A 12,950-nucleotide genomic window follows, 5' to 3' on the forward strand; every position below is an offset into this window, starting at 1 on the left:
TTCTTTATGGGTTTAATTTTGTGCAAAAATAATTTTTTAGTTCAAACAAACAAGAAAAAAATGAATTATTTAATCATTACTTAAAAGAGCGTTTATTTTGTGTTATAATCAGCTGAAATCAAAATCTTTAAAAGTCCCATATTTGTTGAAAAGCACTACTGTTTTAATTGTTTTTTGGGCGTTACCTGCCCTTCGACTGCGCTCAGGGTGACAGGTCGGGCTTTCCGCTATATCTTTTTAAAATGTCGTTACGTGGACGAAGAATGTAATAATCTGCCAAATTCTAGTACTTACAATCTGTTACATTCAGGTTTTAAAAAGGATGCCGCTGTAATCCCTAGGCATGGCCTAAGTTTCGCTTAATATATGGTCATTACAATGAGCTTTTGCGATGAGGTAATCTTTATTTCATTTAACAGATTGCCACAACATTTTTCAAATGTTTCACAATGACTAAAATTTAATGCTTCTCAGGAATCCATTTAATTTCATTTACCTGTAAGTCGTAGGTCAACTTCCGTGCCAATACAAAAAGATAGTCAGAAAGGCGGTTTAGGTATATTAAGGCATTAGGTTCAAACGGTTCCAACTCGTTTAAAGCAGAAGCTAAACGCTCTGCCCGCCTGCATACACAGCGGGCTATATGACAGAATGACACGGTTTGGTGGCCACCAGGAAGCACAAAGTGTGTCATTGAAGGCAAGTTTTCGTTCATTTGGTCCATTTCGTGTTCTAAATGTTCGATGTCTTTAATGCTTATTTTTTCAATATTCAAGCGTGCCTTGCCACTTTTTAACGTAGCTTTTTGAGGGTCGGTGGCTAAAATAGCACCAATAGTAAACAGAAGCTCTTGAATATTAATAATTACATTTTTATAATCTTCATGGATATCCTGATCGCGAATTAACCCTAAATAGGAGTTTAACTCATCTATGGTGCCGTAACTTTCAATACGAATATGGTGTTTTGGTACTCGGGTGCCTCCAAATAAAGCTGTTGTGCCCTGGTCTCCAGTTTTGGTGTAAATCTTCATATTTCAAAGTTAAAGGTTAAAAGTTAGAAGTTAAAAGATTTTTTGCCACATATTCACAAACATAGGAATGACAGTTGAAGATTAAAGATAGACTATTAGAAATAAAATAATTACTTCCTTTTTTAATTTCTTATTTACTTTCTTTAACTTATAATTCTTTTTGAAGTCTCTTTATTTGTCCACTAGAATTACCAACAAAAAATGTTATAATTAAAAACCTATTATTAGAATCCAAAGCATGATTTAAAGTTGGAATAGTTTAGGCAATTTACGTTTTTAAACCCTAATCGTAAAATGCTCTTTAGCCTGTTCTTTTCTAAAAAAGACGAAACCCCAGTAAAAAGTGTCAATGGTTACGGTAACTTTTGGATGCTGTTTTATGGTTTTCCAAGCTTCTGTCATGCCATTACTCCAATAAATATCGTCAAAGATAAATACAGAATCATTGTGAATGGTTTCCAATAACGATTCAAAATAATGTAAAGTCGCTTCTTTTTGATGGTTACCGTCAAAGAAGATAAGGTCGTACGTTGGTTTTCGGTTTGTTGTTAGTTGTTTGTTGTTAGTTGTTTGTTGGGCTTCGACTGCGCTCAGTCTGACTTTAGTGGGTTTTGGATTTTGGATTTTAGATTTCAGGTAGTCATTAAATTCGTCTACAATGAAACTAATATTTTCTATTTTCTGATTTTTAAACTGTTGCATGGTGAATTTAGAAACTGTAGGGCATCCTTCAATAGTTTCGATATAGGATTCTGGATAGCCTAAACTTAATGCGTGTGTTGCAATGCCCAACGATGTGCCCAGCTCTAAAATATGTTCAAACTTAAAGTAGCGGTTAAGCCTATATAAGAGTTTGGCTCTTTTGAGGGTTGTGCCAGCGTGTTTGGACATTTGGGAAATGCTACGCTCTTGGTGTTTCATAATTTGAGAGCCTGCGCCCAAATCGGTTACCAAAATTTTAGTATTGTTCTTTAATAGTTTTTTCCTGTATTTGGTGATTGTTTTATAGTCTTTATACGCTGTTCTGTCATAAAAACATTTTGTAACCAAATTATACACAAAAGGGGAGTGTACACCATGTTGGTTGGTAGATTTAAGTAGAAACTTTATGTATTGGAATGTTTGATGCACTTAAAGATAAAGTATTTGATTGTCAGGCTGAGCGCAGTCGAAGCCTCTTGGCTGCATCACCTATATTTAAAATGAGTTGCATTTCTAGACTCTGAAAGTATTTGCAACATATTAAAGTCTCCTTTTATTAAGGCTTCTTTTTTAGCCTTAGTCCATTTTTTTATTTTCTTTATAAAATATATAGCTTGTTCGACATCATTAAATTCTTGATAAAACTCTAAAGTTAAAGGTCTTCTTTTACAGGTATATGAATCTTTTTTGAAGCCAGATTGATGTTCAGCAAATCTTTTTTCTAAATCACTGGTTATTCCTGTGTAGTAACTACCATCTTTACATTGGAGTATGTATACATAATAAATAAGCATAGTTAAATGATAGTAGGTGTTTAGGTAATACAAACATAATAAAATAAATTGGGGTTCGACTGCGCTTACCCTGACAGTAGAGATAATATATGGTATTGTATCACGCTAGAGGTGACAAAGAATTACTCCTCCAGTTTAGCCGATAGTTCAAACCAGCGTTCTTCTTTAGCTTCAATGGTTTTTATAAGTTGTTGTAATTCATCTGAAAGGGTGTTGATCTCTTCTTGGGTTAAATCGGGGTTGTTAAATTTGCTTTCCAGCTCCTTTTTGTCATAGGCCAAGCTATTCAACTTGCTTTCTATATTCTTTAGTTCTTTTTCTTCATTATAGGAGAGTTTTGATGCTTCATTTTGTTTCCATGCCGTTTTATCCTTTTTATTTTCAGAAGTTGTACTTACAATGGGTTGGCTATCTTCGTAAATTCTATAATCGGTATAGTTTCCAGGGAAATCTTCAATTATACCCTCACCTTTAAATACAAATAAATGATCTACAACCTTATCCATAAAATAGCGATCGTGCGATACAACGATAATACAACCAGGAAAATCCAGTAGAAATTCTTCCAAAACGTTCAGGGTAACAATATCCAGATCGTTGGTAGGTTCATCAAGGATTAAAAAATTAGGGTTTTGAATTAACACGGTACACAAATACAGGCGCTTGCGTTCACCACCACTTAGTTTTTCAACAAAATCGTATTGTTTTTTTCTGCTGAATAAAAAGCGTTCCAATAGTTGTTGAGCACTAATCTGTCGGCCTTTTTTTAATGGAATGTAATCTCCAAACTCTCGAATAACATCAATGACCTTTTGTTCTGGTTTTATGCTAATGCCGTTTTGGGTGTAGTATCCAAATTTAACGGTGTCACCTTTAACCACCTTGCCCCAATCGGGTTTGGCGACTTGGGTTAAAATATTTAGAAAGGTGGTTTTACCTGTGCCATTTTTTCCAATAATCCCTATGCGTTCCCCCTTTTTAAAGGTATAATCAAATTTGTTTAAAATGGTTTTATTCTTAAAGGCTTTAGAGACATTATGAAACTCTATGATTTTACTACCCAAGCGTTCCATGTTGAGTTCCAATTGCACTTGATGGTCTTTACGGCGTTGGTGGGCGCGGTGCTTGATGTCCTTAAAATCGTCTATTCGTGATTTGGATTTGGTGGTTCTGGCTTTGGGTTGACGGCGCATCCATTCCAGTTCCTTTTTAAAGAGTTGCTTGGCCTTTCCGGTCTCTACCGCTTCCCGTTCTATACGGGCTTCCCGTTTTTCAAGGTAATAGGAATAATTGCCTTTATAGTTGTAGAGCTGGCCTTCATCCAATTCAATGATTTCATTACAGACCCGTTCTAAAAAATACCGGTCGTGGGTCACCATAAACAGGGTAATCTGTTCTTTGGCGAAAAAGGCTTCCAGCCATTCAATCATTTCTAGATCCAAATGATTGGTAGGCTCATCTAAGATGAGCAAATCGGGTTTGTTGATTAGGGCGTTGGCCAGTGCCAACCTTTTTTTTTGTCCACCCGATAAGGTGCTGACTTTCTGGTCGAGTTTATCTAATTTTAACTTGAAAAGAATCTGTTTGTATTGGGTCTCAAAATCCCATGCTTGGTGTTGTTCCATGGCTTCGAAAGCCTTTTGGTAGGTTTCGGTGTCATTGGGTTCTAAAAGGGCTTTTTCGTAATTGCTAATGATGCTTAAAATAGGGTTGTCACTGGCAAAAATGGTGTCTTCAACGGTAAGCGAGCTATCAAACTTTGGGTCTTGCGACAAAAAGGATACTGTAATGTCTTTACGGTAAATGACATTACCCGAATCGGCTTGATCTTCACCCGAAAGGATGTTTAGAATAGAGGTTTTTCCCGTGCCGTTTTTAGCTACAAAAGCAATTTTTTGGTCTTTATGTATGCTGAAGGAAATATTCTCGAAAAGCGTTAATTCGCCGTAGGATTTCGATATGTTTTCAACTGTTAGGTAATTCAATGGGTCTTTTTTTGCAAAGAACGGAAAAATATGGGAAGTTTAGGAGGTTTAAAATCACTTGTTCTCCTCTTATGACAAAGGGGGGTAGGTACACGATTAGTGTGGTCGGGGAGTTTGATTATTTAGGATTGGAGCTAGTTACGGTTTTTAATTGAACTATTACTGAACCCTCCGTCTAAATGCTAAAGCATTTAGCCTCCTCCCTTACAGGGCAAGTGAGGAGCTGATTTAATATAAAGTTTAATATTGCTTGTTCCCCTCTTAAGCTTAAGAGGGGAATGAATCCTGCTGTAAAGCGGGAGAAAGGGGAGTTTGGTTTTGTTCTTTTTTTCATTGCCAAAAAAAGAACCAAAAAAAGTCTAGTGCTTACAGCTTCGGCGGTCAAAAAGGATTTTGAAGCCTAAAACCTATGAACTCCTTCCGTTGGTCGTCAAACAGCATAGGTTTTTACGACTTCTTCAATCCATTGACACTCGCCTGCCAGCTACAATGCACATTTTGGTTTGTGAAAATATCCGCTTTGAACCCTCCGTCTAAATGCTATTGCATTTAGCTACCTCCCTTACAGAGCAAGGGAGGAACAAGGTTAATTAAATTAATTATTAAAATATAAATAGTAAGGTTCCATTTTGCTTGTTCCCCTCTTAAATTTAAGAGGGGAATGAATGCCGCTTTAGGGCGGGAGAAAGGGGAGTTTGGTTTTGTTCTTTTTTTCATTGCCAAAAAAAGAACCAAAAAAGTCTAGTGCTTACAGCTTCGGCGGTCAAAAAGGATTTTGAAGCCTAAAACCTATGAACTCCTTCCGTTGGTCGTCAAACAGCATAGGTTTTTACGACTTCTTCAATCCGTTGACACTCGCCTGCCAGCTAAAATGCACATTTTGGTTATCCATAATATGTGCTTTGAACCCACCTTCTAAATGCTAAAGCATTTAGCCACCTCCCTTACAGGGCAAGGGAGGAGCTAGTTTGCCATAAAGTTTAATATCACTTGTTCCCCTCTTAAGCTTAAGAGGGGAATGAATCCTGCTGTAAAGCGGGAGAAAGGGGAGTTTGGTTTTGTTCTTTTTTTCATTGCCAAAAAAAGAACCAAAAAAGTCTAGTGCTTACAGCTTCGGCGGTCAAAAAGGATTTTGAAGCCTAAAACCTATGAACTCCTTCCGTTGGTCGTCAAACAGCATAGGTTTTTACGACTTCTTCAATCCATTGACACTCGCCTGCCAGCTACAATGCACATTTTGGTTTGTGATAATATCCGCTTTGAACCCTCCGTCTCACACTGTAAGCGTGAGCCACCTCTTTGCCATGCGCCATCTGGCTCCTTCGCTAAAACAGTCTACTAGACTGTTTTTTTACGCTTGGCCCGGGAGGAACTGGTTTGCCATAAAGTTTAATATTGCTTGTTCCCCTCTTAAGTTTAAGAGGGGAATGAATGCCGCTGTAAAGCGGGAGAAAGGGGAGTTTGGTTTTGTTCTTTTTTTCATTGCCAAAAAAAGAACCAAAAAAGTCTAGTGCTTACAGCTTCGGCGGTCAAAAAGGATTTTGAAGCCTAAAACCTATGAACTCCTTCCGTTGGTCGTCAAACAGCATAGGTTTTTACGACTTCTTCAATCCATTGACACTCGCCTGCCCGCTAAAAAGCACATTTTGGTTATCCATAATATGTGCTTTGAACCCACCTTCTAAATGCAAATGCATTTGGCCACCTCCATTATAAATTAGGGTGGAGTTAGGGCGTTCGATATAATAAAAAAATATGTAGCTTTGTGACTAAGCATTAGGCCTCAATATGAAAAACGCTTTTTTTATTACCATTATACTGATGCAGGTTGCGTTGGTGTCCTGCATTCCTTATAAGGATACGCTTTATTTACAAAATAAGGCCCAGGCAACCGATTCGATCCCTGTTATAGTAGAACAGCAAAAGCCTTATCGTGTTCAAATCAATGACATTTTAAATATACGTATCAAAGTAACCGATCAAGAAAACGCAGAGATATTTAACCCCATTGGGGAGGGTAATTTAAACGCTACCGCCGGTGAGCGTGCCTATTTTGATGGGTTTACGGTAGATTTACACGGTAAAATTCGCATTCCTGAGTTGGGTGAGGTGTCGGTTTTGGGTTATACCGTTAAAGATATAGAACAAATAATTACCCAAATGCTTTTGGAAGACCAGTTTAAGGAAACCGCCAATATTTTTGTTACGGTTAAACTTACAGGATTAAAATACACAACCTACGGCGAAATTAATGGTAAAGGCACAAAAATATTATATCAGGAGCGCGCCAATATTTTTGAGGCTATTGCCAACTCTGGCGATATACCGGATACAGGAAACAAAAAGGATGTGCTTATTATAAGGCAATACGCTGATGGCCAAAAGATCCACCATATCGATTTAACCGATAGGCAAGTGATGCAATCGCCTTATTACTATATTCAACCCAACGATATGATTTATGTAAAACCCTTAAGACAAAAATCATGGGGTACGGGTACTAATGCCTTGCAAAATATTAGTGCCGTAGCGACCATATTGTCGTTGGTAACGACCACCATTTTACTATTTAATCGCCTGTAAACATGTCTTATAACGAATTTGAAGATCTGGACCATGTAGAATCGAAAGGGATGACCTTCGATTTTAAGGGTTTTTTGTTTAAGGTGCTCCACCTATGGAAACTTATTTTATTGAGTATAGGGATTGCCATGGTGATAGCCTATTCCATTAATGTACGTAAGCAAAACATTTATCGTCTGGGTGCTTTGGTCTCTATTGAGAATGACCAAAACCCTTTTTTTACGGCCAATACCAGTATCTCCTTTAACTGGGGCGGGGTGTCGGGTAAGGTGGGTAAAATAATGACCTCGCTCAATACTCGAGCACATAACGAATTGGTGGTGGATTCCCTACAGTATTACCTAAGCTATTTGGTGCAGGGTAAGTATCGTATGGAGGATATTTATACCAGGGCACCGTTTCGTGTGGATATAGATAAAACAAAAGGGCAGCTATTGGGTAAGCCCATAGGTATTCGTTTTGTAAATGATAGTATTTTTGAGGTGTTCACTACTTTTGAAAGAGATCGTGTTTCGGTGCAAAAGTATGGTGATAAGACCATACAAGGTGTTACTGTTCCCTTGGGCGACTTTAATGAGCGGTTTAAAGTTGGAACACCTGTATATCTTTCTTTTTTAAACTTGACCTTACAAATAAGGCAGGGAGCAAGTGTAAGGCCGGGTGCTGAATATTATATTCAATTTGCCAATTTTGACGGGATTGTGTATCAGTATTCCAGAGCGGTTAGTGCCGCTCCCAGCAGGCAGTCTTCGGCAGTATTAAACTTAGCGATGTCTGGCACCAATAAGGCCAAGATTGTAGATTACTTAAATACTACCGTTGCCATATTGAGTAAAACCGAATTGGAACGTAAAAACCAGTATGCTACTAACACCATTAAGTTTATAGACAGTACCTTAAATGCGGTTAATGTGGATTTAAAGGCCGTGAGCGAGGAAATGGATGCCTTTAGAACCCAAAATAAAATATTTGATGTAGATGTGGAAATGCAGGAGGTGTCGGCTAAACTCAAGGCATTTGATAGGGAAAAAGATGTGGTTAACGACAAGTTGCGTTATTTAGACCTGTTGGAGACCTATTTGCAAACCAAAACCGACTATACCGATATTGCTGCACCCTCCTCTGTAGGTATTGAGGAAAGTAATATTTTAACAAGCGTGGGTAAGATTACCAATTTGGCCATTGAGCGCCAAAATTTGGAAGCAACCACCAAGGAAGGTTCCACTTTGTTTAAGGAGTTGGATAGCCGTATTGATGCCGAAAAGAATGTGCTGTTTGAAATTATTTCGGGCACCAAAAGAAACATTACCATACAGCTAAATACGCTAAATGCCCAAATACGTAAGCTGGAGGCGAAGCTCAGTGAATTGCCCGAAGACCAGCAAGAGTATTTAAAAATACAGCGTAAGCTGGATTTAAGTCAGGAAGCCTACGATATTTATCTGGCCAAGCGTAGTGAGGCCGCTATTGTAAAGGCGGCCAATGTCTCAGATATTTCAATGATAGATGAGGCTAAGGATATAGGGAACCCGCCTATAGGGCCCAACAAGAGCCTAAACTATATGATGGCGCTTATGGTTGGCTTTTTTGCGCCACTGGGCCTCATCTTTATTGTATTTTTATTGGATACCACCATTCATGGCTCGGATGAAGTAGAACGCCTGTCTACTATTCCTATTATTGGGTTGATTGGCAAATACCGTTATAAAAATAATTTGGTGGTATTTGAAAAACCCAAATCGGCCGTTGCCGAATCCTTTAGGGCCATACGTTCCAGTTTACAGTTTTTTTATAAACAGCTACCAAAGGAAGGGGGACGTACGGTTATGGTGACCTCATCGGTAAGTGGGGAAGGCAAGACCTTTTGTTCCATTAATGTGGCTACGGCCTATGCTTTATCGGGCAAGAAAACCATATTACTGGGTCTGGATTTACGTAAACCTAAAATATTTAATGATTTTGACCTTGATAATGATAAGGGACTTGTTAATTATTTTATTGGGGAGGAGACATTTGAATCTGTGTTGGAAAAAACCCATATTGACAATCTACATGTGGTCACCAGCGGGCCCATACCACCCAATCCCAGTGAATTGTTAATGCGGGGTAAACTGGATGAACTGATTAGCACACTCAGGAACACTTATGATATTGTAGTGCTGGACACCCCGCCGGTAGGTTTGGTTACCGATGCCTTGGAGATAGCGAACTTTGCCGATGCCATATTATTTGTGGTGCGCTTGGATTTTACCAAAAAGGGCATGTTGCAATTGGTAAATGCGAAACATCGTAAAGGTGAATTAAAGAACATTAGTTTTATTCTTAATTTTTATAAACACAAAACCAACCAAAATTATGGCTATGGCTATGGCTATGGCTATGGCTATGGTTATGGCGTGTATGGGGAGGCCTACCATGAAAAAGATAAGTCCTCAGTTTTGGGTAGGGTGAAACAATTTTTTAAACGGGTTTAGTTATGATTTTTTAGGGTTTTGTACCTGTTCCTTCGTTGGGAGTCATTTCTGATTCCTCCGTCTAAACGCTATAGCGTTTAGCCACCTCCCTTTGGATAAGGGAGGAGTTTTTTTGGCTTCCTTTTTTTATAAGACTTCAATTAATTGTAAGGCATTAAAAGCACCGTTGTTAAGGGCGTATTGTATGCCGTTGATTTCCTGAAAGAAGGCTACTTTTAAAAAATAGAGTGCATTTCCCGATCCGCTTGGTACCCCAACAGGAGTTAATGCCACTGGTGTTATCGTGTTGTTAATCGCGGTATTAAAGATTGGGCTTAATTGCAGGTCTTTGTCATCGGTAGCAAAGTCAATGTTTAAAAATCCTGCTTCTAAGCTTACATGAGTAGCACCTTCTGGAGCATCTAAGTTTTGTTGGGGTATAAAATCGGGGATGTCAATTTCTCCAGTGGCTGTATTAAGTGTATAATCGCTTAACAGTACACTACTTAAAATGGCATTTTCGTTAAAGTTGAAACCATTTAAAGTCAATTTTCCTTGTGCCGTTGTTAATCCAATAGCGACCTTACGTTCTCCTCTTGGGGAGGTGGTGTCGGCATTCTTTACCTTGGTCATTGTTTGTGTTAAGCGTGAGGTTACCAAGTCGTCTTTAGCATCGGTTAATAAGGCTAAAATAGCCCTTCTCAATTGTTTGCCACTTGTTGCTGCCTGGCCAAATTCGGCACCGTTTTCGCGGGTTCGTGCAAAAGCAGGATCGTTTTTAATGCGTTTAGCACTAACACCGCTTTTGGTTTTTACTAAATACCCTTCTTTACCTTTGTAAAAGGTCAAGTCGTCTAGGGTTCCTTCAATTTTGATAAAACTTTTAAGTTTTGCCATAATAATAAGATTTGTGAGTATCTTTTATTAAGACACTCTGGTTAAACTTTTATGTGGTACTTGATTTGGGGTTGTATACCATATTTTGAATTTAGTAATGTGATATACTCTTTATGTACCGTTGCTAATGTATACTGGATTTATACTGGTTGTATTGAATTACTGTTGTAGGTATTAGAATATGTTGAATTATAAACTATTTAGCTGATTTATTTAAAAAATGGTGTTTTTTATGTATTCTGCTGAAATGCCCTTGACATACATTATCCATACTTGAGCCATACACTAACCGTATGGAAAGAATGCTTAATTGATACTAATTAAAATTTAATCCACATACGAAATACTAATACATTTAGGTGTCTCCATTCAGTTTGATGGCTTGGTGACTGGCCATATAGGTATTTACTTTTTTGAATTGCCCAAAAAAGTAACAAAAAAGTCTAGTGCCTATAGCTTCGGCGGTCAAAAAGGATTTTGAAGTCTAAAACCTATGGACTCCTTCCGTTGGTCGTCAAACAGCATAGGTTTTTTACGTCTTCTTCAATCTTTTGACGCTCGCCTGCCAGCTATAATGCACGTTTTGATGTGTGTATAGACCCTTCCGTCACTTTGTGACATGTTCCCTTGTTGATGGAAAGTGTTTGTGTGGTGGTTTTGAATCCTCCGTCTAAATGCTGCTGCATTTAGCCACCTCTTTACCATGCGCCATCTGGCTCCTTCGCTAAAACAGTCTACTAGACTGTTTTTTTACGCTTGACCCAGGAGGAACAAGGTTGGTTTTACTTTTTTGAATTGCCCAAAAAAGTAACAAAAAAGTCTAGTGCTTATAGCTTCGGCGGTCAAAAAGGATTTTGAAGTCTAAAACCTATGGACTCCTTCCGTTGGTCGTCAAACAGCATAGGTTTTTTACGTCTTCTTCAATCTTTTGACGCTCGCCTGCCAGCTATAAGGCACGTTTTCCCTGTTATTGATGTTGTACCGTGTTTAATTTCTGAACTCCGCCTCATGCTTTTGGTGTGAGCCACCTCTTTATCATGCGCCATCTGGCTCCTTCGCTAAAGTAGTCTACTAGACCGTTTTTTTTCGCTTGGCTCGGGAGGAGGCAGTATAATTAGGTTGTATGATTAAATTTTGGATTTTATATTATAGAATTTCTGTTTATAATTTGTTAATTATAATTTTTTTTGTAGGTTATTTTTGTCTAAATTTATATTATTGTAAGAAACAGACTAATTAAAGCTTGTTGTGTTTTAGTTTTCAATTATTTAGTAATGCCCCAAAGCATGCATCGTATTTGTATTTATACGCAAGATATTATTATTTTGACCGGACGTAGTGAAAGTTATGCACGAGAGGTCTTACGAGATATTAGATTGCTTTTAAAGAAGGAACGTCATCAATTAATTACTATTGCTGAGTTTTGTGAGCACATGGGATTGCCCTATGAGGATGTTTTTAATCGAATTAATAAGATTGGAGTTCGTTGATGTCTATAAGGCAGGTAGTATTCAGTATTTAGAGTTTATCATTCAATATTTTGGAGTTGAAGGGTAACTATTTGTATTTTGGGGCTTTTGAAATGTGAATTTTAACTATATTGAGTATATTTATCCCTTAACTAAAAACCCCAAAATATTGAATCGCTCCAGTGATGATACCTGGTTATATAATATCTCATCAAATCGCAAGTTAATAAACTTTAATTTTAAGGAAATTTGGCGCTATCGTGATTTGTTGGTGTTGTTTGTAAAACGTGATGTGATTACCGTTTATAAGCAAACTATTTTAGGTCCTTTATGGTATTTAATCCAGCCTTTATTTACGGCAATAACTTTTACGCTAATATTTAATAAGGTCGCCAATATAGAAACAGGTGCTGTGCCCCCATTTTTATTTAATCTAGCCAGTATTTCAGTTTGGAATTATTTTAAAAGTTGTTTAACGGCTACATCAAATACCTTTAATAGTAATGCAGGTATTTTCAGTAAGGTTTACTTTCCGCGTATTATATCGCCATTATCTGTTGTTATTTCCAATTTAATGCGTTTTGGCATACAACTTTTTATATTTATTATTTTCTTTTTATACTATTATTTAAAAGGTGCCCAAGTTTCTATAAATGAGAGTGTTTTATTGTTTCCGTTATTGGTAGTGATTATGGGGTTGTTGGGCTTGGGTTTGGGCATGATTATATCGTCTATGGTTACCAAGTATCGTGATTTAAAATATCTATTAAACTTTGGCGTACAATTGCTTATGTACACTTCAGCCGTTATGTACCCTTTGGCATTGGTACGTGAAAAACTACCGCAGTTTGCCTGGTTGGTGGAATATAATCCTATGGCTTATATTATTGAAGCCGCTCGGTATGTACTTTTAAATACAGGGAGCATTTCGGTTAAAGGGCTTGGTTTTACTATTATAAGTACTATGATATTGTTATTATTGGGTATGTTGGTTTTTAATAAAACTGAAAAGAATTTTATTGATACTGTGTAGT

General features: G+C 37.6%; 10 protein-coding genes. 5 read left to right on the forward strand and 5 right to left on the reverse strand.

Annotated elements, in window-relative coordinates; translation table 11 throughout:
• Window positions 1–460: 460 nt before the first annotated feature.
• The 4 genes from MR053_RS06700 to MR053_RS06715 form a co-directional block, all read right to left on the reverse strand.
• Window positions 461–1,033 (reverse strand): cob(I)yrinic acid a,c-diamide adenosyltransferase, encoded by a 573-nt coding sequence (locus MR053_RS06700; RefSeq protein ID WP_242131671.1) that lies wholly within the window; start codon window positions 1,031–1,033, stop codon window positions 461–463.
• A gap of 276 nt (window positions 1,034–1,309) precedes the next feature.
• Window positions 1,310–2,164, reverse strand: coding sequence for an O-methyltransferase (locus tag MR053_RS06705; protein WP_242131672.1), 855 nt, complete (start codon window positions 2,162–2,164; stop codon window positions 1,310–1,312).
• Between the two features lie 56 nt (window positions 2,165–2,220).
• A complete protein-coding gene (locus tag MR053_RS06710) occupies window positions 2,221–2,529 on the reverse strand; it encodes a GIY-YIG nuclease family protein (protein WP_242131674.1) in 309 nt (102 codons plus the stop codon).
• A gap of 122 nt (window positions 2,530–2,651) precedes the next feature.
• Window positions 2,652–4,514 carry an ABC-F family ATP-binding cassette domain-containing protein gene (locus tag MR053_RS06715; RefSeq protein ID WP_242131676.1) on the reverse strand — a complete coding sequence of 621 codons (1,863 nt, stop codon included), beginning with the start codon at window positions 4,512–4,514 and terminating at the stop codon, window positions 2,652–2,654.
• Between the two features lie 278 nt (window positions 4,515–4,792).
• Between MR053_RS06715 and MR053_RS13955 the strand changes: the two genes are divergently transcribed.
• The 3 genes from MR053_RS13955 (at window position 4,793) to MR053_RS06725 (ending at window position 9,571) form a co-directional block, all read left to right on the forward strand.
• Window positions 4,793–4,918 carry a hypothetical protein gene (locus MR053_RS13955; RefSeq protein ID WP_255744874.1) on the forward strand — a complete coding sequence of 42 codons (126 nt, stop codon included), beginning with the start codon at window positions 4,793–4,795 and terminating at the stop codon, window positions 4,916–4,918.
• A gap of 1,384 nt (window positions 4,919–6,302) precedes the next feature.
• The gene (locus MR053_RS06720) at window positions 6,303–7,097 is read left to right on the forward strand and encodes a polysaccharide biosynthesis/export family protein (protein WP_242131677.1); all 795 of its coding nucleotides are present in this window, start codon (window positions 6,303–6,305) and stop codon (window positions 7,095–7,097) included.
• A 2-nt stretch (window positions 7,098–7,099) separates the two neighbouring features.
• Entirely contained in the window at window positions 7,100–9,571 is a 2,472-nt protein-coding gene (locus MR053_RS06725; RefSeq protein ID WP_242131678.1) for a GumC family protein, read from the forward strand.
• 126 nt (window positions 9,572–9,697) lie between these two features.
• On the opposite strand, the gene MR053_RS06730 is transcribed toward MR053_RS06725, so the two are convergent.
• On the reverse strand, window positions 9,698–10,447 hold the full coding sequence (locus tag MR053_RS06730; protein WP_242131679.1) for a hypothetical protein: 750 nt from the start codon (window positions 10,445–10,447) through the stop codon (window positions 9,698–9,700).
• A gap of 1,286 nt (window positions 10,448–11,733) precedes the next feature.
• Here MR053_RS06730 and MR053_RS06735 point away from each other — a divergent pair.
• Both MR053_RS06735 and MR053_RS06740 read left to right on the forward strand, forming a co-directional pair.
• Entirely contained in the window at window positions 11,734–11,937 is a 204-nt protein-coding gene (locus MR053_RS06735; protein ID WP_242131680.1) for a hypothetical protein, read from the forward strand.
• A gap of 148 nt (window positions 11,938–12,085) precedes the next feature.
• The gene (locus tag MR053_RS06740) at window positions 12,086–12,949 is read left to right on the forward strand and encodes an ABC transporter permease (RefSeq protein ID WP_242131681.1); all 864 of its coding nucleotides are present in this window, start codon (window positions 12,086–12,088) and stop codon (window positions 12,947–12,949) included.
• Window position 12,950 lies beyond the last annotated feature (1 nt).

This window comes from Aestuariivivens marinum, from assembly GCF_022662175.1.
Lineage (GTDB): Bacteria > Bacteroidota > Bacteroidia > Flavobacteriales > Flavobacteriaceae > Aestuariivivens > Aestuariivivens marinum.

Excerpts from the sequence above, each read along its gene's own strand:
- MR053_RS06700 (WP_242131671.1), bottom strand. The coding sequence starts at position 1,033 with ATGAAGATTTACACCAAAACTGGAGACCAGGGCACAACAGCTTTATTT.
- MR053_RS06710 (WP_242131674.1), bottom strand. The coding sequence starts at position 2,529 with ATGCTTATTTATTATGTATACATACTCCAATGTAAAGATGGTAGTTAC.
- MR053_RS13955 (WP_255744874.1), top strand. The coding sequence starts at position 4,793 with ATGAATCCTGCTGTAAAGCGGGAGAAAGGGGAGTTTGGTTTTGTTCTT.
- MR053_RS06720 (WP_242131677.1), top strand. The coding sequence starts at position 6,303 with ATGAAAAACGCTTTTTTTATTACCATTATACTGATGCAGGTTGCGTTG.
- MR053_RS06725 (WP_242131678.1), top strand. The coding sequence starts at position 7,100 with ATGTCTTATAACGAATTTGAAGATCTGGACCATGTAGAATCGAAAGGG.
- MR053_RS06730 (WP_242131679.1), bottom strand. The coding sequence starts at position 10,447 with ATGGCAAAACTTAAAAGTTTTATCAAAATTGAAGGAACCCTAGACGAC.
- MR053_RS06735 (WP_242131680.1), top strand. The coding sequence starts at position 11,734 with ATGCATCGTATTTGTATTTATACGCAAGATATTATTATTTTGACCGGA.